This is a genomic window from Bacillus sp. ABP14 (assembly GCF_001831375.1).
GTDB classification, from domain to species: domain Bacteria; phylum Bacillota; class Bacilli; order Bacillales; family Bacillaceae_G; genus Bacillus_A; species Bacillus_A paranthracis.
This window is the reverse complement of sequence record NZ_CP017016.1, coordinates 2,081,316-2,105,253: the sequence shown is the minus strand read 5'-3', so window position 1 is coordinate 2,105,253 and position 23,938 is coordinate 2,081,316. Positions and strand designations below refer to the sequence as shown.

At 33.2% G+C, this 23,938-nt stretch carries 21 protein-coding genes and 2 pseudogenes; 3 read left to right on the top strand and 20 right to left on the bottom strand.

Annotated elements, in window-relative coordinates; all coding sequences use genetic code 11:
• From BGI23_RS10975 to BGI23_RS10945, 6 genes and pseudogenes are all read right to left on the bottom strand, one after another.
• Complete coding sequence (locus BGI23_RS10975; RefSeq protein WP_000780354.1) at window positions 1-537, bottom strand: NADPH-dependent FMN reductase; 537 nt, start codon at window positions 535-537, stop codon at window positions 1-3.
• Window positions 538-681: 144 nt separating this feature from the next.
• Window positions 682-1,836 carry a CgeB family protein gene (locus BGI23_RS10970; RefSeq protein WP_070805930.1) on the bottom strand — a complete coding sequence of 385 codons (1,155 nt, stop codon included), beginning with the start codon at window positions 1,834-1,836 and terminating at the stop codon, window positions 682-684.
• 34 nt (window positions 1,837-1,870) lie between these two features.
• Complete coding sequence (locus BGI23_RS10965; protein ID WP_070805929.1) at window positions 1,871-3,091, bottom strand: tetratricopeptide repeat-containing glycosyltransferase; 1,221 nt, start codon at window positions 3,089-3,091, stop codon at window positions 1,871-1,873.
• Window positions 3,092-3,322: 231 nt separating this feature from the next.
• Window positions 3,323-3,700, bottom strand: a pseudogene (locus BGI23_RS28650) (FGGY family carbohydrate kinase); the annotation flags it as partial.
• Window positions 3,701-4,192: 492 nt separating this feature from the next.
• The gene (locus BGI23_RS10950) at window positions 4,193-5,524 is read right to left on the bottom strand and encodes an erythromycin esterase family protein (RefSeq protein WP_070805928.1); all 1,332 of its coding nucleotides are present in this window, start codon (window positions 5,522-5,524) and stop codon (window positions 4,193-4,195) included.
• A gap of 152 nt (window positions 5,525-5,676) precedes the next feature.
• A complete protein-coding gene (locus BGI23_RS10945) occupies window positions 5,677-6,834 on the bottom strand; it encodes a serine hydrolase domain-containing protein (protein ID WP_070805927.1) in 1,158 nt (385 codons plus the stop codon).
• 643 nt (window positions 6,835-7,477) lie between these two features.
• Between BGI23_RS10945 and BGI23_RS10940 the strand changes: the two genes are divergently transcribed.
• The gene (locus BGI23_RS10940) at window positions 7,478-8,380 is read left to right on the top strand and encodes an ABC transporter permease subunit (protein ID WP_070805926.1); all 903 of its coding nucleotides are present in this window, start codon (window positions 7,478-7,480) and stop codon (window positions 8,378-8,380) included.
• Window positions 8,377-9,396: an ABC transporter permease gene (locus BGI23_RS10935; protein WP_070805925.1), complete on the top strand. Its 1,020-nt coding sequence runs from the start codon at window positions 8,377-8,379 to the stop codon at window positions 9,394-9,396. Before BGI23_RS10940 ends, BGI23_RS10935 begins: the two co-directional genes overlap by 4 nt.
• A gap of 150 nt (window positions 9,397-9,546) precedes the next feature.
• On the opposite strand, the gene adhP is transcribed toward BGI23_RS10935, so the two are convergent.
• From adhP to BGI23_RS10910, 5 genes are all read right to left on the bottom strand, one after another.
• Complete coding sequence (gene adhP / locus BGI23_RS10930) at window positions 9,547-10,584, bottom strand: alcohol dehydrogenase AdhP (RefSeq protein ID WP_070805924.1); 1,038 nt, start codon at window positions 10,582-10,584, stop codon at window positions 9,547-9,549.
• Window positions 10,585-11,046: 462 nt separating this feature from the next.
• A complete protein-coding gene (locus BGI23_RS10925; RefSeq protein WP_070805923.1) occupies window positions 11,047-11,694 on the bottom strand; it encodes a response regulator in 648 nt (215 codons plus the stop codon).
• 14 nt (window positions 11,695-11,708) lie between these two features.
• The gene (casK, locus tag BGI23_RS10920; protein WP_070805922.1) at window positions 11,709-12,827 is read right to left on the bottom strand and encodes a two-component system sensor histidine kinase CasK; all 1,119 of its coding nucleotides are present in this window, start codon (window positions 12,825-12,827) and stop codon (window positions 11,709-11,711) included.
• A 156-nt stretch (window positions 12,828-12,983) separates the two neighbouring features.
• Window positions 12,984-13,877 (bottom strand): mechanosensitive ion channel family protein, encoded by an 894-nt coding sequence (locus BGI23_RS10915; protein WP_070805921.1) that lies wholly within the window; start codon window positions 13,875-13,877, stop codon window positions 12,984-12,986.
• Window positions 13,878-14,173: 296 nt separating this feature from the next.
• Window positions 14,174-14,611, bottom strand: coding sequence for an Hsp20/alpha crystallin family protein (locus BGI23_RS10910; protein WP_061686186.1), 438 nt, complete (start codon window positions 14,609-14,611; stop codon window positions 14,174-14,176).
• Between the two features lie 226 nt (window positions 14,612-14,837).
• On the opposite strand from BGI23_RS10910, the gene BGI23_RS10905 reads away from it, so the two are divergent.
• Window positions 14,838-15,287 (top strand): NUDIX hydrolase, encoded by a 450-nt coding sequence (locus BGI23_RS10905; RefSeq protein WP_070805920.1) that lies wholly within the window; start codon window positions 14,838-14,840, stop codon window positions 15,285-15,287.
• Between the two features lie 36 nt (window positions 15,288-15,323).
• Here the strand turns inward: BGI23_RS10905 and BGI23_RS10900 are convergent, their stop codons facing one another.
• The 9 genes and pseudogenes from BGI23_RS10900 to asnB all read right to left on the bottom strand — a co-directional run bounded on the left by BGI23_RS10900 (window position 15,324) and on the right by asnB (window position 23,866).
• Window positions 15,324-15,872 carry a cysteine hydrolase family protein gene (locus BGI23_RS10900; RefSeq protein WP_044790700.1) on the bottom strand — a complete coding sequence of 183 codons (549 nt, stop codon included), beginning with the start codon at window positions 15,870-15,872 and terminating at the stop codon, window positions 15,324-15,326.
• A gap of 420 nt (window positions 15,873-16,292) precedes the next feature.
• Window positions 16,293-16,781: a hypothetical protein gene (locus tag BGI23_RS10895; RefSeq protein WP_000713490.1), complete on the bottom strand. Its 489-nt coding sequence runs from the start codon at window positions 16,779-16,781 to the stop codon at window positions 16,293-16,295.
• 260 nt (window positions 16,782-17,041) lie between these two features.
• The gene (locus BGI23_RS10890) at window positions 17,042-17,689 is read right to left on the bottom strand and encodes a nitroreductase family protein (RefSeq protein ID WP_070805919.1); all 648 of its coding nucleotides are present in this window, start codon (window positions 17,687-17,689) and stop codon (window positions 17,042-17,044) included.
• Between the two features lie 98 nt (window positions 17,690-17,787).
• Window positions 17,788-18,663: a D-amino-acid transaminase gene (dat, locus tag BGI23_RS10885; protein WP_000648366.1), complete on the bottom strand. Its 876-nt coding sequence runs from the start codon at window positions 18,661-18,663 to the stop codon at window positions 17,788-17,790.
• Window positions 18,664-18,789: 126 nt separating this feature from the next.
• Window positions 18,790-19,755: an ABC transporter substrate-binding protein gene (locus BGI23_RS10880; protein ID WP_070805918.1), complete on the bottom strand. Its 966-nt coding sequence runs from the start codon at window positions 19,753-19,755 to the stop codon at window positions 18,790-18,792.
• Between the two features lie 144 nt (window positions 19,756-19,899).
• Window positions 19,900-20,748 (bottom strand): annotated as a pseudogene (locus BGI23_RS10875) (phosphatase PAP2 family protein).
• 385 nt (window positions 20,749-21,133) lie between these two features.
• Window positions 21,134-21,463, bottom strand: a complete 330-nt coding sequence (locus tag BGI23_RS10870; protein WP_014481650.1) for a hypothetical protein — start codon at window positions 21,461-21,463, stop codon at window positions 21,134-21,136.
• Between the two features lie 48 nt (window positions 21,464-21,511).
• Window positions 21,512-21,871: a GNAT family N-acetyltransferase gene (locus BGI23_RS10865; RefSeq protein WP_000627506.1), complete on the bottom strand. Its 360-nt coding sequence runs from the start codon at window positions 21,869-21,871 to the stop codon at window positions 21,512-21,514.
• Between the two features lie 93 nt (window positions 21,872-21,964).
• A complete protein-coding gene (asnB, locus tag BGI23_RS10860; RefSeq protein WP_000333816.1) occupies window positions 21,965-23,866 on the bottom strand; it encodes an asparagine synthase (glutamine-hydrolyzing) in 1,902 nt (633 codons plus the stop codon).
• Window positions 23,867-23,938: the final 72 nt, after the last annotated feature.

Genomic DNA, 23,938 nt, shown 5'->3' with positions numbered 1-23,938 from the left:
TCACTCAACCCCTAGTTGCTTTTTCACCTCTTTATATACGCTCATATATGCTTTCAATTCTTTAACTACATCATGAATTAATGGTTTTGCATCTTCCCCAAGTTCACCATCTTGCACATGTAATCCATCAAGAACAACTTGTTTTGGAATTGCATTTGCATAAACACCTCTAGCGACCGTTCGCATGCTGTTTAATGCATTTATTCCACCTTTACCGCCACCAGCAACCGCTAACAACGCAACTGGTTTATGAATAAATTCATTACTACTTAAGTAATCTAAAGAGTTTTTCAGCGCACCGCTCATCGCATTATGATATTCTGGTGTACATAATACAACCCCATCCGCAGCTTTCACTAACGTTTTTAATTTTTTCACTGCCTCTAAATCACGTTGTGACTCTTCTCCATTGTATAAAGGTAACTCCTCAATTGCTAAATCATATAATTCCCCTTCAAATTGATCCGCAATATATTTTGCCACCACGCGAGTTCTACCAAATTTTCTTGGTGTACCGTTAATAACAACTAGTTTCATGATTATTTCTCCCCTTTGTTTTCAATTTCTACTTATATATTATCAGAAATTTCTATACAAAACACAATATAAAGAGTTAACTTGTTTCATAAAATAGTATGATAAACAAAAAAGAACTCATACTTTCGTATGAGTTTCGTACAATTACTTTGTTTCATCTCTCATGCTCAATGTACCTAAACTTTCATTTGCTTTAAAATGGTTATATGCTTTTTCCGCTAATCTTTTCCGTTCTTCTGGTAATTCTATATATTTCATTACGTTTTCAATTATTTTTTCATACGGAGTAAATACAATACCTGGCCAATCTATTTCGTCCTCCGGGTTGCTATTTTCCGAAATAATAAATTTCTTATTTGCCACTGCATAAGAAACTCGAGGAGTTTCAAGAATACCAGATAAGTAAAAGTGGATATTTAATATAATTTTAGACCTAGCAATTAACTCATTTCTAACAATTCCCCATGCATTATTTTTAAAAACAATATTTAAATTCGGAGCAACGACTTTTAATTGATCCAATATAGCTTGCCGTCTTGGGTTAAGAGCACCTATAAACAGTATATCAATGTCTTCAATTAATTCTTCATCAAATGCATCTTTTTTTATTTCTAAAGTTGGTGCATAGTTCATGCCTACATGTTTTATTTCTTTTCCTACTCCTCTTTGTTTTAACCATTCTATATTTTGTTTACTATATTCCCAAATTTCCTTATCTTTTAATAACATTAAATAAAGAGGATGCGCATAAGGGCTTCCTTCATATAGCTGTTCTAAATTATAAATAATTGCATTTTTCGGAAGGAGATGTGGGCTATGTGCATATGTATGCGCTCCAAAAACAATTGTATTCCCCACATTTTCGAGTATTGTTTCTGATATGATTGCTGTATTTCCCTCTTGCTCCAATCGCCATTTCAAAGCTCGCGCAACATCTATAAAACTACCATACGTCTTTGGGCATATAAACAAACAATAATCATATTCTTTATTCAAATAAGCTTCCATTAGCCTTAAATTATTCTTATATAAATCTACATCCGGATATTTCAGTAAAAGATCCTTTGCATGTTTTTTTGCTACTTTATATAGTCCAGCATAATAAGCAGCAATGCACCTTCTTAATTCAATTCTTTGCTGATGTTCATCTGATACGTCCATGTTTAACAGAAGATTTGCGATACAATACGCTTTTAAATGATCACGATCATAATAATAATCTAGTAGTGGCAACAATTCTTCATACGTATTTCCATGCACAGATTCTCCTAGTTCTAGCGCCCATCGTATTAATTCCATTATTACTCCACTACTCCTTTAACCGAAATTGTATTTAATAAAATTTCGCATTACTTTCTACCATATTTGCTATATGCAACGGTAACTCATCTTTTTTCGATTCCAAAAATTTTTGTGACACTGCACCTAAATGCTTTTTATGTGGTATATAAAAAGCATTTATAGAAATTTCATAGTCAAATAAGTAATCATACACATGATAATCTACAAATAGAAGATCATTTTTCGGAAAAGGAATTTCCTTCCCTTGCAGGGCATACATCAAAGCAATATTATTTTGAGATTTTAATCGATACATTCTTGCAAGTTGATATAATGGCTCAGCCCTAGTTGGTCTATATTCCCACGCTTTTTGAAAATAAAGAACAGCTAATGCTGTATATTGCTCTTCTTGTTTCTTAGCATTTTCTTTTTCATCCACTTCTGTTACTTCAAGTTGTTTATTTGCTGAACGAGTTGCTAATTGTTCATAACAAAATCCTATTCGCAATAACGAATAAAATACCTCTTCAACCCATCCCCCTGCTTCCACTCGTTTTTTATACCATTTAATCGAATCTTCAAATTGACTTAAATGAAAATACGTTTGGGCTAAATAAAATAAATATCTTATATGCAAATCTGGCGTAGTTTCTGGATCACTCAGCCCTTGTAACAACAGCCTCTTATCTCTTTCAAATTTATCCGCTTTACTCCCACCATCACCAGGGTCATTAACGACAAGCGTCTCCAGTCTAGCTACTCTCGTATTGTAATCCTCTCCAACTTTGGAACGATCTATATCCCAATACTCATGAGTAACACCGACTGATTTCCATGGTAAAGACGCTTTTAAAAGCCGTGTAAGCCAATACTTAATATGAATATCATATTGTAATGTAAGATAATGGTCTTCCGTTAAGCTCGTTTTATCGAAATTCGGATCAACCTCTAAAATCATATCCGCATCTAATATTAATAAATAATCTGCTTCTGGGTATGTTTTTTGCGCTAACGATACAGCTAAGCTTCTGTTATAACCAAAGTTTTTAAACGGCTCATGATGAACCGTCCCAGGTATCTCATTTTCCTTACACCAATTTTCAATAATTTCAGGCGTATGATCAGTTGATCCAGTATCACAAATAGAAACAAAATCTACAATTGATTTCGTAGCATTTAAACATCTTTCCATAATTCTAGACTCGTTTTTAACAATCATACAAAGACATAACTTTTTTTCTTCCCCTACATTCTTCACTTGCTCATTTCCCATTTAACCACCTCATATTTTTTTAACACGCTCTCTCCATATGTAACATCATTTCTTAGCTACACTGATGACATAATCATTCTTTTACTATTTATGAAAACTTCATTTTATTTATTCTTATTTTTATGTTGGGATATATTTCATGCATCGTTCCTCATGCTAAAACTATTGCTAAAATCCTAACGTATTACCAAGTCCTAGTTTAATAAAATCAATAATCCCTGGATCTTTTGGTGAAGTTCCAATCGTAATTGCAGCTGAGCCAGGCGATATTGCACCAACGCCTACATTCGCAAGAACTCCATCACTTGCACCAATAACAACTGGAGTATCTTTACGAATCCCCATCTTTGGTGCTAATTCTGATTTCATACCCGATAAAATATATGTAGTTGGTACTGGAGTTGATAATTGTTATGTAGAAATATTTAATATTCCCAGCACATCAACATCCCAATTTAACGTTTCTAAATTGAATAACCCTGTAGCAGAAGCAATAGAATCATCAACTACGTAGCGTGAAAATAATTGATAAATCCCATACTCTTTAATAGAAATAAATTTATAAGTACTTTTATATAATTCTGGCTCCTCTTCTTTCATCCATAACAATTAGAAAATTTTTTCATCACAAAAAATAAATCCCCTTATTCCATTTCATTTACATACTATATGTAGCTTTTCCGTCCGGTAAAGTTACATAATATCCGTTTCGAAACACACTCTTTTTCTAGTTTTTAATTAACTTGTTCTTTAGCTTAATGGATATGTGGTTTGTTGTACAAACTTAAAATTTTTAGCAAGATTGCGTAATATGTTAGGGGAGAAAAAGTTTTAGATTCCTTGAGCAAATTATAATAATAGATTAAATAAAAAAACGCCATCCTTTCCTATAATTCTATAGAAAGAATAGCGTATTTTTTCATTTTAGGTAGAATTTTATTTTGTTAACTTGATGATACTGTGCTTCTATCCCACATCGTCTCTAATTTGAAAACATTTATTCCATTTAATAATCCTTTAATGAAAATAACCTAACTAATATATTCAAACAACTCTATTGACACTTAACACTACACTTCATTAAGGTACATTATTCTAAATTTATTGATGTAGTTGAGATGGACTCACTTTTTGAATTTGAACAAGTATATCAAACGCTTTACCTAATGATATATCAACTGTTTTTGGTATATCAGGCCCTTCGGTAGTTACTCCAGCGAAAAGTGGATGTTGTTCGTTCAACCAAGTTTTTGTCACGCCGTTTGCCTTACGTAAATCAATAAAAAATTGATCTTTTTTAACTTGTCCAAAGATGTAGTTATAACTGTTTGGATCATCCGATTTTAATATTCCATATGGGCCAAATTCACCATCGCTATTCTTGACATTGTATTGTCCTTCATAAACTGATGTTCCAATAGATACGTACCGTTTTCCGTAATACTCTGCTAAATACTGCCCAGCTACTTTAGGGTATACAAAAGGAAGCATATTTGTTTTCGAAACGTGGCCATTATGCCCCCATACAATAGTTTTTCCTAAATGTTCTTCAGTCCACTTTACATTTTCATACATTGCAATATCATGTTTCAAATATAAATCAGATGGTTTATCAGGAGGTGACGTTAACATTGTAGTAAACTGTTCAATAATACGAGCATTTTGTTTTATCCATGCGAACTCTTTAGATTTCCCATTTAAATAACTTTTATTTTCCTCTAATAAAGCACTAATTTGTTTAGCATCTGAAATATACTTTTCTTTTTCTTCTTTCGTAAGGCTTTCAAAAGTATTCATATCCTTTGTTACAGGCATAAGACCTTTTATCTTCTCTTCTATCCTCGGCACAAGTTTTGAATTGGTTCTTTTAACATATTCTATTATATTATTATAAACATTCTCGTTTACTGATTGAATGTCCATCCCGATGATACGCACTTTAGATTTATGTTTTGGATTAGCATTATATTGCCGAATCCAATCAAGTAAATCTAACATTTCTTTCGTCTTAAATACAGGTGATAGATGCTGGCTTGGATTTCCTTCACCAGTAAGAACATATCGATCAAGTTCTAAAGCTCTGTCCCACCCCTCTTCTAAAACTAGGTTGGTAAAGCCCTTTTCAGATACTAAATAATTCACAATACGGTTTTTCATCGTAAAAACTTCATGAGCCCCATGCGTAGCTTCACCTAAACCTACAATTGAAGCAGAACCTACCATATTCTTAAATGGTTTTAAATCATTAAAAGGTGCATTTGGATTGGTTGTTTTTAAAGGCTTCGCGTGCATTTCTAACCATTCCGCTATTTGATTTTTATTGTAAGGAGCTGTAACAGAAACTCCTATTTTCGAGTCTGCATAAGTACTTCCTACAAAATTAGTCAGTATTATAGCAGAAACACCAAGTACCGTAATCATTTTCTTTTTCATAAAACCCTCCTGAAATATTTACTTAAAACGATAGAGTTCTTTTATACTTAATTACGAGTATTAAATTTTTTTGAGCAAGTTTTTTTTTGCACCAAAATGATATATTTTAAACTATAAACCTATGACAAAACTTATCCATTTCGCCTTTTTGCCTACTTCCTAAATTCAGCAAGTAAAATACTTTTAAAAGGATCAGGATTACTAAAGTTAAAGCTGTTCAAATTGACGGCCAATGTATGCTTACCTCCAAGTGTTCCACCAACAAAAGTGGAAAACCCTAGCACGCTACCTCTGTGTCCCCATACCGAGACACCGTTCGGAAGCTTAAATTCAACGATTCCAAGACCATATCCCGCTCCTTCTCTATCTGTAGGAACTGTAGTAAGCATTTGATTTAGCTGCTGTTCCTTCAGTAATTTACCACTGAGTAAGTAAGAGAAGAATTTATTTAAATCGTCAGCAGTAGAAATTATATCTCCATCCGAGCTACCTGGGTTCATATATGTAACGTCTTTTAGCTCACTTGCTCCGTCTAGTTGGAAATAGCCACGGGCATGCTTGGTGCCTGGGATCACGCTTGAATTACCAGGTAGGAATGTATTTGACAAATCAAGCGGTTCAATAATCCGATTTTCAACCTCTTCCGCATAGCTGTTGCCAGTTACTTTTTCAATAAGGATCCCCAGTAATACGTATCCTGTGTTTGAATAAGACCAACCCTTTCCTGGGGCAAAGTCTGGGGGAAGAGAAATCCCCATCTTTACAAATTCTTCAGCCGTATACGATTTTTTTATATCCGTAATATCAAAGTCTTTTGAATTTATATAGTCAGCAATACCACTTGTATGATTCAATATTTGCCGGATCGTAATCTGGTTACCATCATATCCGTTTCCTTGAATGACACCAGGCAACCATTTTTCAATGGAGTCATCTAGATTCAAACGGTTCTCTCCAGATAATTGCAGTAGCACTGTTGCAATGAACGTTTTCGTTACACTGCCAATACGAAAGCGAAAATCTGCTTTCATTGGTTTCTTAGTTCTCACATCTGCTATCCCAGCGGTATAACTCCAAGTTTTACCACCCTTAGAAATTTGAGCGAGTATTCCTGGGTATCCAAGTTGCAGTGTATCTCGCATTGCTTTCTTAACGGAAGTACGATCACTTTGCGTACTTGTTTGTAAAGAACTAGATACATTTTGCGACGGTTCTGCTTTTACAATTGAGGCTGGTGTTATGTATAACAGGAAACTCCCAGCTATTAATAATGCTAGACTTCCACATATAAATTTACTGCGTGTTTTCATAAAGCATTCCTCTCCTCTATTTAAATTGTATTGCTGGTTGATAGTTATGTCATATGCTAATCACACAGCTATCAACCCTCCCAATGATAAAAGTCAATACTGAATTTGCAATCATCTATAGACCAATTATTTCTTCAAACAACTCTCTGACCTAATAAATGATTAATCCCTCTTCTTCAGATATCTGTTAACTTCTATAATTTCTTCCATAGCGTTTTATTAATTAATTTGTTTTTATATAAATAGATAGTAACTACTCCCCCTCCCGTTCTTCTCTATATTTTGATCATACACATTGAAAATCTCTTTTTTCTTACTCCTTCCTTACAAATTCCTTACGTTCCAAACCACTTCTATATTTCGGTGGTTTTTGTTTTAAGAAAACTTAGTTCTATTAACTTGGTAACATTGGAATAACACCAAATGCCAATCAATTGAAGTAAAGTAAACGCTTCTAAAATGGAAATATTAGGAATTTCTCTTGATGGACATAGAAATCCGGTCCTCAATATAGAGATTTCCTTATGTAAGTATATTCCGTATTATAATTATAAAACTTGATTAATTTCTTATTTTTCAGAAAAATATAAAAATATCCCGGAATTTATTGTATAATGTTGTAAAAAGATGTCGGAGGGATTTAATGTTACATAAAATATCTCAATTCACAATTAAGCTTTCATCAATTCTTTTATCACTCTTATTATTATTAAATTTACCTTATTTATTTATCACTCAAAATGGATTTACCTTTCAACCAATTCTTTTTTTTAATCAGATTGTTACTATGTTAAAAGATGTTTTCTCCCCTGAATCATTAGTAGTTATAGGATCAGATCCGAAATTTGGTAGTTTCAAAAAAATACCCTTATTCCCAACTGTTTTAGAACCTTACCTATATTCATTTACTGTATTATTTTTAGCCTTTTTACTTGCGCTCTTTCTATCATCTAGCATGGCATTTTTTTATTTTTTAGCAAAAGATTATATAAAAAAATGGATAAACCGAATTGTGTTCATATTAGAAGCTGTCCCTGATATGATGATGATGATTTGTTTGCAAATATTTTTCATATGGGTACTTAGGAAATTCGGGGAAGCTCCTTTCACCATTATTTCTTTTAATGAAAATCGAGCTTATTTACTCCCAATTGTATCTTTAGCAGTCTTACCTACATTACAAATGTTTCGAATGATGGTGTTATACATAAAAGAAGAACATGGAAAAGATTATGTAGAGGTTGCCTATGGAAAAGGCCTTTCATCAAGTTATATACTATGCATTCATTTATTCAAAAATATATCTATCCACTTCTTCCACCATTTAAAAACGATTTTTGTTTTCTTACTTTCTAATTTATTCATTTTAGAATTTGTTTTTAATATGGAAGGCATTATTCAATTCTTATTTAATAAGGCGTTTATTTCACCTCCAGCTGCATTTATCATACTGGTTATGATTATTTTACCGTTTTATACTATTTTTCAAATAATCTCATTCATGATGAATAGATGGCAAAAGCAATTGAAAGGAGTAGCATTATGAAATCTATTTGGAAATCAAAACGCTTTTTAATCGGCTTTACATATTTATTCATACTTATTTCAGCTAGCTTTATTTATAGTTGGTTCTTTAAAGATAATATCCCAAAACCTCCTCAGTTACTTTACAATGACAATAACGAATTACTTGGAAAAGCTCCCTTTCCACCATCGTTAATTCCGCCTTTTGGATCTGATCGTTTTGGAGAGTCTGTTTTCTTACAAATTGTCGAAGGAGCAAAATTCACTATTTTATTAGCCGTGGCAATTAGCTTCTTTCGAATTTTATTCGGAACATGTATAGGAATTCTCTTAAGTTTATTTGCTCCAAAATTCAAGAGATTTTTCCAAGCATGCTCAGAAGTTTTTTATTATATTCCAACTCTATTTATCGCATTCATACTCATCACGCCCGTTAATATTGTAATCACATCAAATGCTGATGGGTTAAATCCAAATATTTCATTTACGTTTTATCAAGTACTCGTACTTATTTTCGTTGCTCTGCCTACACTTTCTTTATATATATCCTCAGAGGTTGATGAATTTATGAAACGAGATTACATTTTAAGTTCACAATTATTGGGTGCTAGCCGTTTTCATATTATGAAAAAACACTTACGAGTCTTATTACTTGACCGCTTATTTGTATTATTTATGGAACATATCGTCCAAACACTCATACTCGTTATCCATTTAGCGTTGCTTAACATTGTAATTGGTGGGATACAAATGCGTGAACTGTATGACGGAGTGCTCAGACCTGTTTCTCTATCTAATGATTGGGCAGGCCTTATTGGCTTAAATCGTAATGAAATGAATCTTTCATGGTGGATCATTTTTTATACTCTCGCTTCATTCTTTATTACGATTCTATTTATTAAGCTTATGACACTCGGGATTCAAGATGCACTGAAAGCAAGAGATTCGCAAACTGTAGCAATTCAAACCGTTCCTGATCATAAAAAATTTGTTAAAAATAAAGATTCCTTTTCGTTTGTAAATAAAGTGAACCTTTAATCCTGTCTCATTAATCAAGTATGAATTGGCATTGATATTAGTAGAATATAAAAAAGATGATCCCTATTGCATACAGGGATCATCTTTTTATGCAGTCTAACTTTTTTACATGTACTTTGTTAGACTCATACTTTTTATATTTAAAGTGAATTATTTACAATCACAATTATGCTGTTTAAAATCGATTACCATACGTCCTTGAATTCGACCTTGTTCCATTTCTTCGAATACATTTTGTACTTTATCTAGAGAACAAGTTTGAACAACAGGCACTACTTTTCCTTCTGCACCGAACATAAATGCCTCTTCTAGATCCTTGCGAGTACCGACTAGAGAGCCAACTACTTCAATTCCATCTAGTACAAGTCGCGGAATGTTTAAATCCATCGTTTCTACTGGTAAACCTACTGCAACGACTTTACCACAAGCACGTACTGCATCAACTGCAGAGTTGAATGCTACTTTTGAAACAGCTGTTACTACAGCAGCATAAGCACCACCAAACTCATCTTGAACAATCTTATCAGCAGGACCTTGAGAAATTGGATTGATTGTCATATCAGCTCCAACCTCTTTTGCTAAGGCTAATTTATCGTCATTAATATCTACTGCAATTACCTTTGCACCAAATACGTTTTTAGCATATTGAATAGCTAGGTTACCTAATCCACCACAACCATAGATGACGATAGGTTGGCCAGGTTTAATATTGGATACTTTTATAGCTTTATATGTAGTTACACCCGCACATGTGATTGATGATGCTTGAGCTGGATCTAATCCTTCTGGTACTTTCACCGCATAATCAGCTGTCACAATACATTGTTCAGCCATACCACCATCTACTGAATAACCAGCATTCTTAACTTCACGGCAAAATGTTTCCCTACCTGTTACGCAATATTCACAACGTCCACAAGATTGGAACATCCATGCAATACTTACACGGTCCCCCACCTTAAGTGAAGTAACATCATCAGCGATTTCCGTCACAATACCTATACCCTCATGACCAAGAATACGACCATCTGTGTTTCCAAAATCATGATTTGCAACGTGTAAATCAGTATGACAAACTCCACAATACTCTACATCTACTAGCGCTTCACCTGAGTGTAACGGACGTAATTCTTTTTCAATAATTTCAATGTTTGCTTTACTATTTTTATTAACTACTACTGCTTTCATATGTGATCTCCCCTTTAGTGTTTTAGAATTTTTCATGAGTTCATCTCACAACTTCTGTCTTCACTAGTTTGGCTAATCATTGTGCCAAGTTTAAGTGTTCAATCATCATTACATGTTCATCATAACATGACACTTCAAAAACAAATTGTGAAATTATGAACAATGTTTGAATTGTTGTATAAATCGTTTTATATTTTTTTAAATGAGAGTCATCACTGGCTATAAGTAAGTCACATATTTCTACAAGAAAATAAATAAACAAACTATTCACTAATAAAAAAGGGGCTGTCTCATAAGTCTCTTTCGAAGTAAGATCACATGAAATTGAAAAGGCAGAAACGTTATAAAATCAACATTTCTGCCTTTCACTTTTTATACGATTTTGGCTAAAAAGCACCTTTATTAGACTTAACTATAACATTTTAATTGCTCCTATGTATTCTGTCATACTATACGAAACATTTATTCATACTTATTATTTCCCCCATGTTTCACTGCATACAATGCAGCTTGCGTACGATCATCTACTTCTAATTTAGCTAAAATATTTGAAACATGTGTTTTTACAGTTTGTTCTGTAATATGAAGCACTGCTGCAATTTCTTTATTACTTCGCCCTTTCGCAATTTCACGAAGTACTTCTTGTTCTCTTTTCGTTAACATAGAAAAAGGGTTTTCTTTTTCTTTCTTGACTACTGATCGTCCTAATAGTGCTGGTGTTACTTTCGGATGAAAATTCGTATTTCCTTCATGTACTGCAATAATAGAAGCTACAAGTTGCTCAGGTTGTACTTCTTTTAATTGATAACCATCTGCTCCGGCTTCAAGTGCTGGTAAAACATAATCTTGCTCTGAAAAACTGCTTAATATTAGTATCTTTATCGTTTCATCATATTGTTTTATTCGTTTTGTTGCTTCGATGCCATCCATCTTCGGCATTGATAGATCCATTAATACTACATCTGGCCTTTTTGTTTGGACGAATGTTAACGCATCTTCTCCATTTTCTGCTTCCCCAACAATTTCAAATTCTTCTCTCGTTTTCAAAAAGAATACAAGTCCTCTTCGAACGATATGATGATCCTCAACTAGTAGTAATTTAATTTTCAACCTTCTTCTCCCCTTCAAACTGGCAATTGAATTTCAATTTTCGTACCCTTTTTCAGCTCCGTTTTTATTTGAAATGATCCCCTCATTAACTGAATACGTTCCTTCATACTTTTTAAACCGAGTGCTGACTCTCTTACTTGCTCTTGTATAAATCCTATTCCGTTATCCTCTATGTAAAAATACAACTGGTTATCTTCTATTTTTAAAAGAACATGTACCTTTTCACATGAAGCATGTTTTTTACAATTATGTATCGCTTCTTGACTAATACGCCATAAAACTTCTTCTATTTCATCACCAATTGAAACCATTCCATCAATTCGAACTTCCACGTGAATCCCTAACAACTTTCCATAATTTTTAATTGCTTCAGCTAACCCTTTCTCTAATCCTTCCGGTCTTAATTGCCAAATCAAAAGTGTCATCTCTTGTAATGCTTCCTGTGATAATTCTCCAATATAGCTCAACATCTCTTGCAAGTCTCTATCTTGCGTCATATTTAGAGTACCTTTTGCGGTTAACATGATAGAAAATAACAATTGTTTTACTGAATCATGTAAATCACGTGCAAGTCGATTTCGTTCAGCTACTACTACATATTTACGTTCTTTTTCTACTAGCTGAATACGTTGGATTGTCGTCCCTATTTGAAATGCAATTGATTCTAATAATGCTAATTCTTCCTCTGAAAAATGTGTTTTTTGAGGCGCGGCCACATTTAAGAGACCAAACTTCTCCGACCCGGACCTTAATGGAATTGTCGCATGGTGCGTAACATCTTCGGTATCTCCCCAATTACATTCAATCGCATCCTCTATCCGCTTACATTCAATAATATTCGTCGCTTTTTCTAATCTTCCATTTACAAAACGCTCTACACACCAGCAATCTCCTTCACACATCGGCTTCTTCTCTTGCCACGTAAGAGCTGGCGGTAAGTTTTGATCTACAAGCATACGGTGTTTTCCACTTTCATCAATAAAAAAGATCCAGCCTGTTTGTAAATTCATAACTTGTAACAATGTATGTAACACTTTTTCTAACATGTCTTGTAAATTTGTTGCTTCATTTAATAATTCAGCAATTGCTTTTAATGCCTCTAAACGATGCATCTCTTTTTCTTCAAAGTTCATTTTCATCACCATCTACCATTATAACATTAAGAAATTTCTAAATTCTACAAATTAAAAAGAACTGAATTCCTTCAGCTCTTTTTTATATCAATCATTTTATTATTATTTTTCTATCCAATGCTGAAAGCAGCATTTCCGTTACCAAACTATTCTACTTTAGCTGTCCGATAAAGATTGTCCACCTTGGCTATGCTGTAAACTTTCAGTAGTAACAACCATATTTGCTGCTGGCATTTGCACTTGATTCTTATGAAACATAGACATTAATTCAAATCTTACTTGTCTAGAAGTTTCAAAATAATCTTCCGGTTTTATTAAACCTGTAATACAAAATTCATATCCAACGTATTTCAGATTCGGATTTAAATCTGTAACACCTACATATTTAAAAGGTTCAACAGCTTCATCCTCTACTTTATAAAGACTTGGGGTCAACTTTTCATTACAATTCACACAAACTTCCTCTAACAATTCCTTAACTCTTGTCGGATCTTCCTGATAACTTACCGTAATTCGTTCAATTACGCGCATCCAGCCTTTATTAAAATTTTGTATCGTTCTAATCTCTCCGTGTGGTATGGTAAGGAGTTTTCCTGACCATTCACGAATTTGCATAAAACGAATACTAATTTCCTCAATCGTTCCTGAGTTTGTTCCGTTAAAAGTAACAAAATCGCCAACACGAAACTCTTTGTCCGCTAATCTCGCAAAGCCTAATATAACATCTTTCAGCATCTGTTGTGCAGCAAAACCGATAACAACCCCCGCTATCCCTGCACCTGCAATGATACTTTTTATATCTACAAATTGGCTAATTAAATATATGATTAGACTAATGATAATGATATATCTAAAAATAGATCGAATCACACTTTGAATCGTTTGCTCTACCTCTTCATCAAAAAAGCTTGATTTCCTAAAAAACCAATCAATAATACGGTTTATGACAAATGAAATAATGATTAGAACGAAAGCAAATAGTAAAAATCTTAAAAGTAAAAACTCTCTTACATAATTAAAAAATTCTTCAGTATACGTTAATAAACTCATCTAACCACTTCCTTACTAATTAAAAAATTCATAATCGTCTCAGTTTATTCTAGGAAAATCTATTATCTTCTCTAAAACGTCGCTACCCTTACTATGTATTTTGACTTTATTACTAATTCACTTTAAACAGTATGTCTAGATGTTCTTTTCCTTTCCCTTTAAATATACCCTTTTTAATAACCTAAAGGGAGCTAATCGTGAAATTTTTTAAGCGTTAAAACTTTATTCTATTCATTACGATTTCAACTAATTTATTCATTAACTAGATAAAAAAAGAGCTGAATTTATCAGCTCTTTTAATCGATATTAATTTTTGTTTTACTGTTTTTTTCTTCTTTCAATTTTGGCAATTCAATTGTCAGTACGCCATCTTTATAATTTGCTTTAACATTTTCTTCCTCAACTCGTTGAAAATTAAAGCGTCGAGTTACAGAACCTATAGAACGTTCTTTACGAATATATATGCCATTCTCATTTTTTTCTTCTACTTCATTATGATTAGTTGCTTGAATCGTTAATACATCTTGTTCAAATTCAACTTGAATGTTTTCTTTTTGAAAACCCGGTAAATCTGCTTTTACTGTATATTTATCAGACTGTTCATGAACATCTACTTTAAAAGTATCCATGTTCATCGGTTTAAAGAAAGCATCTGTCATCCCTTCTAATAAAGAAGGCCCAAAATCAAAAATACCATTTTGACGTTTTGTTATCTCTGGAAATAAATTACGCATATTTTTTCCTCCTTATTATTTATGAATGAAAGATTATCTCTTTCTGCCTTTATTATAACACTTGGTCAAAAAAGGTCAAAGATTTTGTTTGACCTTTTTTGATGTATATTTTACCAAATAAAACAAATAAGTTATATGACTTCTCTCCCTCTTATAAAGAGGAAAATATTCACATAACAACGAATAGTATATTTGCTCTTATTTTTTCTTACGGAGGTTACATACAATGGGGTATATTGAAGAACTTAGAAAAGTTGTCGGATCAAGACCACTCAATCTAGCAGGAGTTGCTGTAGCTGTTTTCAATGAACAAGGACAAATATTACTTCAACAAAGGCGAAATGGTATTTGGGGTGTTCCTGGTGGATTCGTTGAACTTGGTGAATCAACAGAAGAAGCTGGGAGACGAGAAGTGTTCGAAGAAACAGGGGTTGAAATAGGAACCTTACAGTTAATAAGCGTATTTTCTGGAAAAGAATTTTTTGTAAAATTACCAAACGGGGATGAGTTTTATCCTATAACAATCGCATATCTTTGCAAAGACATTAAAGGCGGCTTGCTAAAAGCTGATGGGATCGAATCATTAAGTGTACAATTTTTTGATTTTGATAAGCTACCAGAAAATATTAGCCCATTTATAAAAAAATTAATTGAGCAAAAACTCGTCTCAATTTAAACGCAAAAAGAGACCTTTTTTAAAGGCCTCTTTTTTTCACTTCACTTCTGCGTTTAAGCAAGATTTAAAATGTCCAAGTGCAAATTCATGCCCTTGCGCATTAAAAGATGCAACCGCCTTTTCATAAACTACAATTTTAAACCCTTTATTATAAGCATCTACTGCTGTATGAAGAACACAAATATCAGTGCAAACACCTACAAGATGAACTTCTTCTATTCCTCTTTCTCGTAACTTCATCTCTAGGTCTGTTCCTGCAAATGCACTATATCGTGTTTTATCCATATAATATACATTCTCTGCATTTTTATATGTTTCATACACATCTTGTAATTCACCAAATAAATCCCTTCCATTTGTACCGGCTATGTTATGAGGCGGGAATAACTTTGATTCTGGATGATATACATCGTTTTCTTCATGTTTATCGATTGCAAAGACTACGTAATCTCCATTTTCAATATATTGCTTCGTTAAATGGACAATTTCCTTCTCAATTTCTTGTCCTGGTTTTCCGCATGTTAAAGCACCTTTCTCAGCTACAAAATCATATGTATAATCAATATTTATAAGAGCTCGTTTCATTACTATCTCTCCTTCTCCTGTTTCACAGTAAACAATAGAAAATTTGTTATTACGACATCGTATGTACTATTCGACATTTCAAATGAAATACCTATATTTTTCTTCTGAAACTTACCTTATTCCGAGTTTATCATATAATAGCTAAACAATGGTAAAACAAATAGACCCTATCGATAAGTCATAAATTTGATAATGGAACTTAACTTGCATCATAAACCAAATTACTGACATCATCATATTAATCAAGAAGATACAAATACACCAGTTCACCTCTTCAACCGCTTTTTCTGTCATAGTAGTAACAAGTGGTCTCTTCCTAATTTAATCATATTAGAAAACGAAACAAGTGATTCACTATTACAACCTCTAGTATAAACAAAAAAGTACACTACTTTTTGAGTAATGTACTTTTTATTCTTCTTATGACGCTGGTTTTGTTTCGAATGTTGCTTGATTAAAACTAATAACCTTTCCTTTCGGATCATTGTTTTCATACTGAACTGCCGTAATCGTATGACTACCTGTTTCAAGCGTCTTTTCTTTTAATTGTACTGTTGTCTGTGTTGTACTAGTTACTTGATATTTATCTGCAAACACTCGATCTACAAATACGAATGTTTCTTTATCATTTTGAAAATTAGAGAGCTCTAATTCAACGTGTTGAATTAAAGTATCCTTTTTAATGAATACAGCTGGTATATTACCATTCTCAGAAGTACCGTCTGGTGTAATAACTTTCACTTTTCCTTCTCCAATTGGCATTACGCCTTCCGGAAATACAACTATATTCTCATTACTTGCGTTTACGACTTGTTCTTCAGGCTTTGATTGTGTACCCTCTTTTTCCTTTGGAGCACCGCAACCAACTAATAACAATACAGACAATCCAGTGATTATGAATTTTTTCAAAATTCATCCCCCCTGTCATTTCATTATAATTTATTATACAAAAATAACTTTTAAATTTTAAGACTACTTTCAACACTTTCATGAACAACTAGAATCTTGCTCACGATTAATGTATCATACTTTCCTTAATAGAACATTAATTTTTTTTATGAAATAAATAGTAATTCCCTCTTATCTATCATTTTAGCCTAATGGATTAATTACATACCTATCCAAAATAAAAAGACATTGTTTCATTCAATGTCTTTTTATTTTCGGCTTTAAAAAACAAATGCTGTAATCTCATCCACTTCTTTTCTTGGAAGTTTCTTCGGCTTATCTTTCGGAAAACCGAGTGAAATAACCATATTTATTTGTTTTTCAGGCTCAATTTGTAAATATTGTCGTAGTTCATCTTGAGCTAACAATACCGGTCCTGTCATTGGGCATGTACCAAGCCCCTTCGCATGTGCAGCTAACATTAAGTTTTGTGCCGCTAAACAGCTGCTCTTAATTCCTTCTTCTTCCCAAACTGAATCTGGAACAAAAGCAATCGGATCAAATATTTTTTCACGAAACTTTGATTCATATGGCGTTGCCAAACATACGATTAATACTGGTGCCTCCGAGAAAGCTGTTGCATATGGTCCAAAAGAACGTGTAAGTAATTTCCCTGCTTTCTCTTCTCCGTTTTCTGCCGCTTTTGCCGCAAGTTTATGTAATGCATCCCATGTCATTTGTTCAATTTCTTTAATTTTCTCTCGGTTCATAATGACCAAGAACTCCCAAGTTTGTGAGTTCGTATCACTCGGTGCATAACGAGCACAATCAATAATTTCTTTTATATCACTAGTGGATACTTCTTGTTCTGTGAACTTTCTAACACTTCGTCTACCGTGAATTACTTCTTTAAAATCTTCATAATTCATACATTAAATCCCCTTTTTACAGCGTTTTCAAATCTTGTCCTATGTTTGAATTATATCATGAAAAAAAGCTGGAGTAATACCAGCTTTTTTCTTCAATATTAGTTCGTAACTTTAAACAAACGAATACTTTCTTCATATGCAACTTGGAGTTTCTTTGTGATCGGTCCTCTCTCCCCGTTCCCGAACTGCTCGTCACCAATTTGAACGACTGGGAATATTTCAAGTGGCGTCGCTGTGAAGAAGCATTCATCGGCCTCATACACTTCTTGAAGTGGAAATTCTCTTTCTTCTACTTCAATATGTAACTCTTTCGCTAATGTAATAACGTAGTGACGTGTAATGCCGTGTAGAATGAAATTGTCAGCCGGATGTGTAATCAATTTATTATTTTTCACCATAAAGAAATTTGAATGACACCCTTCCGTTACAATTCCATCTCGTACTAATATCGCTTCTTGATAGCCTTGTTCGTTTATTTTATTTTTAATCATAATATTAGGTAGCAGGTTTAAGGATTTTATATGACAGAACTTCCAGCGTATATCCTCTTCTACAGTAACTTTTATTCCTCGTTCCATAGAAGCAATTGGTCGTGGAAAAGAAACAATGTTTGCAAAATATGTTGGTTGCATATTTGACTCATATACATGATTACGTGCTTGAGCCCCTCTTGATATTTGCAAATATACATTCCCATCTTCTTGAAATTTATTTTTTTCAATCATTTGATATAACTCTTCCACTAACTCTTCCTTAGTAAACGGTGGAATTAATTTTATTTCTTCCATAGAATGAAAGAATCGTTCTAAATGTAAATCTAATAAATGTGGCTTCCCATCATATAGTCTGAATACCTCGTATATACCATCACCAAATTGAAAGCCTCTCTCCTCTAATGGAATCATTGGCTGTTCTTCCTTCGTATTTACAATTCTTCCGTTAAATAAAATCCAATCTTTATGAGTAGCTTTCATCTATTCCCACTCCTTTATTACATGATTGTTTTAATTGTACAACTTATGCACGATCAAAAGAAGGAATTTTCTGTATTTTAACAAAATAAAAAGTGCATCACCTATTTAAAGTGATGCACTTTTTATTTACTTCAGAAAATATTTTTCAATATCATCTAACATAAGATTTGCAGCTACAATACCACCTGCTGTATTCCAAATCACTTCATCTACTTGGAATACTTTATTATCTTTAGAAGCCTGCAGTTGTTTAAATAGTGGATCTTCTGTCCATTCTTTTGCTAATGTATTTCCTTCATTATTCTTATCCGCGTCTTTATCAGATGTGAAATAGAATAAATAATCCCCGTCCATATTTGGAATTTGCTCTTTTGTAATTCCTTTAATTGCAAATTCATCTTTATCTTGTAATGGTGGTCTTTTAAATCCAATATCATTTAATACAACACCTGAGAATGAATTTTTTTGATAAATACGAACGTCACCAGGGACGAAACGAATAATAGAAACTTTAGAGTTAACTTTATCACCTAATTTTTCTTTTATTCCTGCAATACGCTTTTTATAATCATTAAGAGCATTTTGCCCTTCTCTTTCTTTATTTACAGCTTTCGTATAAAGTGTAAAGTTTTCTTTCCAATCACCGCGTAATGTTTCAGCATATACTGTTGGCGCGATTTCTTTTAATTGCTCGTATATTTTTTCGTGACGCATTTTATTTCCGATAATTAAATCCGGCTGAAGCTTCATTACTGCTTCTAAATTAATGTCACGCTCAGTTCCTACTACTTTCGTATTTTTTAACTCTTTCGCTAAATGAGGATACCATTCATCACCAGCTCGTGGTTTCGTCGTTCCAACCGGCGTTACTCCAACAGATAAAAGTGCCTCAGCGCCCTCATTTGTTAAAACCACAACTCTTTTTGGCGTACCATTTACTGTCGTTTCTCCCATTGCATGCTTTATACTATAAGAATCTTTTGCCTTTACTGATGTATCTTTATCTTTCTTCTCTTCTTCTTTACCGCACCCTGCGATTACGACCATTAGTAACATAACGCAAAGTATAAGAATATTTTTAGTGCGTGTCATAAGCCCTCCTGGATGAAATTGATTATCATTTACACTTAAAGGTTAATGTATATCTCATACATTGTCAATAGATATATCAGAAAACTTTTTCAATATATATAATTACACCCTCATTTTTATTCAAAATATTTTTGTGCCTATTTGCTACTCACATTTTTTTAATCGTAACATATGAAAAATAAATGGACATAAGAAAGTAATTGTAATTCCAGTCACTGCATAACGTAAATAATACATATCAAGTATTACTTTTTTTAGTATAAACTGCATTATTAGCATGATACTTAGGCCCAATACTGTTTTTACCACTTGCATTTTAAAATCATTACTTTCATTCATATTAATAAAATGATTCTCTAACATGATACCAATCGTAGAACCTGTCAAAACTCCTAGTAATTTAAGATTATCTACTTGGCTTGTCATAACATACATAATGAGTGAAACAGCCAATATAATTCGTTGTAACAATATAAATTTCCTATCACTTAATCCCATTGTTACCTTCGTATATAAATAAACAACTATGACACTAAATAAAACGGCACCTATTATATCACTGAGCCAATGTACACGTAAATATAGACGAGAAATAGCAACTAATATAATAAAAACAATACCAATGATCCAAATGATTCTCTTTTTACATAAAATCATGAATGAACCCCAAAACGTTGTTGCTAACTGCACGTGTGTACTTGGGAAAGATTAACTTGCAGCTGATTTTTCATATAAAGATTGAATTCCGTCGTATGTATACGGTCGCGGAATTTTCATAAATTCTTTTATCACTATCCCTATACATCCAGAGAAACAAAGCATAACAATCATATGAAATGCTTTTCTTTTAGAAACGCACCAATACGAAATTGAAATAACAATTAAATATAATGTTTCATTTGCAATAATAGATACAAGTTTAAAAAATGCTGTAAGTACACTTCCCTCCAGACTGATCATCCATTCAAGAAATAACCTATCAATATTAAACATACAAACACGATACCTCCCTAAAATTTAATTCTGCTATTTTTCAGCACTTCATATAAAGTGAAACTTTAATCAGTGGGGGTTTTCTTCATCCCCCACTGATTATTAGCCCTCACCAATCGGACTTTAATAGGCAGCCCGATCCCCATCTAACTTCTTTGCTTTCGCTGAATTTTGAGGTGGGGTTCTTACTGCCCATTAAAGTGGGATAAACTAGTTGATTAACATTTCAAATTTATACACCTACTTACTTTACATGTTAAGAACATATAGTACCACATACTAATAATAGATAATATGTTAAATCATCCAATCATTTTTATAGATTTCCAATGATTTTTGGGCTTTATATACAAAATCACTCTAATTACAAATAAAAAAACCGCCCTTAAGTAAGGCGGTTTCTATCATTTTGCTTTAACCAATTTAATATAAATATATACGATTGATAGTGAATATAACGTATGCAAAATAAAAGAAATAAAAGGGCTATTCCAGTGGTACTATATAGCAAACCGAACTTTAAAAAAACATTTAAAAGCGGTGGAAAGTTCGTTATGCTTTGTAATGTAAGTAGCATACAAAACAAAAGGAAAAACACTGGAGCATATTGTAATTCATACGGCTTTCTCTTCTTATTTATTCTTTTTCGAATAAACATATGGCTTAGCTCCGCTACTAAAAAACACCCTCCAATTAATACAAGACCAGAAGTCATCGTCATACATCCACCTGCCTTATATTTATCCCGCATAACTACTCATCGCTATATTTTCTTCACATATATTCCGTCTTCCACATTAAATCCAAAGCTCTCTATGAAAGATTTCGCTTGTTCTGTTAATTCCGTTTGTAATACCTTTATCTCTTTCACATTTCTTTCTTTCATCATCATTTCAAATGTGAAATACGTATTTGTCCCATAACCATAACTTTGATAGTCAAAGTGAATAATTAACTGAGATAAAATCGCAGTCTCCTCTTGTACATTATAGTTTATTACACCAATATATGTATCATCAACCTTCACACAATACTGTACTTGATTCTCAGTTAAACTATGTGAGCGAAACATTTCTTTCACAACGTTTTCATTTTCTACAGTTACTTTTTCAAACGTAATCATATGTTGTCCATCCTTTTACTATTATTATATCAATAATACGTCCTATTTATGAAAAAAACCTTAAGACCGTATGCGATCTTAAGGTTTTTCTAATTAAACTAAGCTATACGCACGTTTCGTTTCTTCGTGGAACTTATTCGTATCGTATTTATGCTCAACATAAATTTGATGCCATACCATAAACGCAAGTACAGTCCAAATTTTACGGCTATAATCGCCTTTATCTGCACAATGTGCTTCCAGTAAGTTTAATACATACTGTTTGTCGATTAAATGCTCTGTCTTACTCTCGTTTATAATATTGATAGCCCAATCATGCATTTCGTCTTTTAACCAGTGACGAATTGGTACTGGGAATCCAAGTTTTTTACGATCTAATACGTGATCTGGAACGATTCCGCGTGCTGCTTCACGTAAAATAGCTTTCGTAGTTCCGTTAGCAATCTTAAATTCAGTTGGAATTTTAGATGCAACATCGAATACTTCTTTATCTAAGAACGGTACACGAAGTTCTAATGAGTTTGCCATTGTCATTTTATCAGCTTTTAATAAAATGTCACCGCGTAACCATGTGAACATGTCAATGTACTGCATTTTGCTTACATCATCATAATCTTTAATTTCGTTATACAATGGTTTCGTGATATCCATATAGTTAACACTTTCATTGTAATACTTCATTAATTCAGCTTTCTCTTCTTCACGGAAGATTTTCGCGTTTCCATAGTAACGCTCTTCAATTGGCGTACATCCACGCTCTAGGAAGCTCTTTCCTTTAAAGCCTTCTTTAAGAGCACCACTTAGTGCTTTTAGAACGCTCTTACCTGGGCTAGGAATGTAAGAGAACATTTTCAGTGAGTTTGGCTCACGATAAATGTTATAACCACCAAATAGCTCGTCTGCACCTTCGCCTGAAAGAACAACTGTTACATGCTTACGTGCTTCTTTAGCAACGAAGTACAACGGTACAGCTGCTGGATCTGCTAAAGGATCATCCATATGCCAAATGATTTTTGGGAATTCATCCATAAACTCTTTCGCTGAAATGAATACGTTATGGTTTTTAACACCTAATTTCTCAGCAGTTTCTTTCGCAACATCAACTTCACTGAAACCACGTTGCTCAAAACCAACAGAGAATGTTAAAAGATTTGGATTCATTTCTCTTGCGATAGAAGCGATGATAGATGAATCGATACCACCAGATAAGAATGAACCTACTGGTACATCACTGCGCATATGCACTTTTACTGAATCATATAACACATCACGAATTGCTTGGATATGCTCCTCTTTCGTTGCACTTGAAGCATTGAAATAAGGTTTCCAGTAGCGATGGATTTCCATCTCTTTACCGATTTCTTTTACGAAATAATGACCAGGTTCGATTTTATTAACATCAATTGTTAATGTTTCTGGCTCTGGACCATATTGGTACGTAAAGTAATGTTGTAATGACGTTGGGTTAACGCCTTTATCTTCCATCACATGCATAATACTTTTCTTCTCAGATGCGAAGAATGTAGTATCACCTTGTTGTGCGATGTATAAAGGTTTAATACCGAAGTGGTCACGTGCACCGAAAAGTTTCTTTTCTTCACGATCCCAAATCATAAATGCAAACATACCACGAAGGTAGTCTACACATTTTTCTTTCATATGTGCATACAATGCAATGATAACTTCTGTATCAGATTGCGTTGCAAACGTTGCACCTTTTTCAAGTAACATTTCACGTAATTCTACATAGTTGTAAATTTCACCATTAAAAATAATTACATATCGATCATTTTCATAAGTTAGCGGCTGATGTCCTGCCTCTAAGTCAATGATACTTAAACGGCGGAAGCCAAATTGTACATGCTCATCACGAAAATATCCTTCGTCATCTGGACCACGGTGGAAAATCATCGTGTTCATATTTTCAAATTGATGTTTTTCTGTTTCTGAAAACTCTCTAGGGTTTTCACATAAACATCCTACAAAACCACACATACTTCTTACCCTCTTTCAGTTTTCATTCTGTCTCTATACTACTATATCAACCCTATTTATACTAGCATAATC

Bases quoted from the DNA above. Each gene is read 5' to 3' on its own strand.
- BGI23_RS10975 (WP_000780354.1), bottom strand. From the start codon at position 537: ATGAAACTAGTTGTTATTAACGGTACACCAAGAAAATTTGGTAGAACT.
- BGI23_RS10970 (WP_070805930.1), bottom strand. From the start codon at position 1,836: ATGGAATTAATACGATGGGCGCTAGAACTAGGAGAATCTGTGCATGGA.
- BGI23_RS10965 (WP_070805929.1), bottom strand. From the start codon at position 3,091: ATGGGAAATGAGCAAGTGAAGAATGTAGGGGAAGAAAAAAAGTTATGT.
- BGI23_RS10950 (WP_070805928.1), bottom strand. From the start codon at position 5,524: ATGAAAAAGAAAATGATTACGGTACTTGGTGTTTCTGCTATAATACTG.
- BGI23_RS10945 (WP_070805927.1), bottom strand. From the start codon at position 6,834: ATGAAAACACGCAGTAAATTTATATGTGGAAGTCTAGCATTATTAATA.
- BGI23_RS10940 (WP_070805926.1), top strand. From the start codon at position 7,478: ATGTTACATAAAATATCTCAATTCACAATTAAGCTTTCATCAATTCTT.
- BGI23_RS10935 (WP_070805925.1), top strand. From the start codon at position 8,377: ATGAAATCTATTTGGAAATCAAAACGCTTTTTAATCGGCTTTACATAT.
- adhP (WP_070805924.1), bottom strand. From the start codon at position 10,584: ATGAAAGCAGTAGTAGTTAATAAAAATAGTAAAGCAAACATTGAAATT.
- casK (WP_070805922.1), bottom strand. From the start codon at position 12,827: ATGAACTTTGAAGAAAAAGAGATGCATCGTTTAGAGGCATTAAAAGCA.
- BGI23_RS10915 (WP_070805921.1), bottom strand. From the start codon at position 13,877: ATGAGTTTATTAACGTATACTGAAGAATTTTTTAATTATGTAAGAGAG.
- BGI23_RS10910 (WP_061686186.1), bottom strand. From the start codon at position 14,611: ATGCGTAATTTATTTCCAGAGATAACAAAACGTCAAAATGGTATTTTT.
- BGI23_RS10905 (WP_070805920.1), top strand. From the start codon at position 14,838: ATGGGGTATATTGAAGAACTTAGAAAAGTTGTCGGATCAAGACCACTC.
- BGI23_RS10900 (WP_044790700.1), bottom strand. From the start codon at position 15,872: ATGAAACGAGCTCTTATAAATATTGATTATACATATGATTTTGTAGCT.
- BGI23_RS10890 (WP_070805919.1), bottom strand. From the start codon at position 17,689: ATGAATTATGAAGATTTTAAAGAAGTAATTCACGGTAGACGAAGTGTT.
- dat (WP_000648366.1), bottom strand. From the start codon at position 18,663: ATGAAAGCTACTCATAAAGATTGGATTTTATTTAACGGAAGAATTGTA.
- BGI23_RS10880 (WP_070805918.1), bottom strand. From the start codon at position 19,755: ATGACACGCACTAAAAATATTCTTATACTTTGCGTTATGTTACTAATG.
- BGI23_RS10870 (WP_014481650.1), bottom strand. From the start codon at position 21,463: ATGACTTCTGGTCTTGTATTAATTGGAGGGTGTTTTTTAGTAGCGGAG.
- BGI23_RS10865 (WP_000627506.1), bottom strand. From the start codon at position 21,871: ATGATTACGTTTGAAAAAGTAACTGTAGAAAATGAAAACGTTGTGAAA.
- asnB (WP_000333816.1), bottom strand. From the start codon at position 23,866: ATGTGTGGTTTTGTAGGATGTTTATGTGAAAACCCTAGAGAGTTTTCA.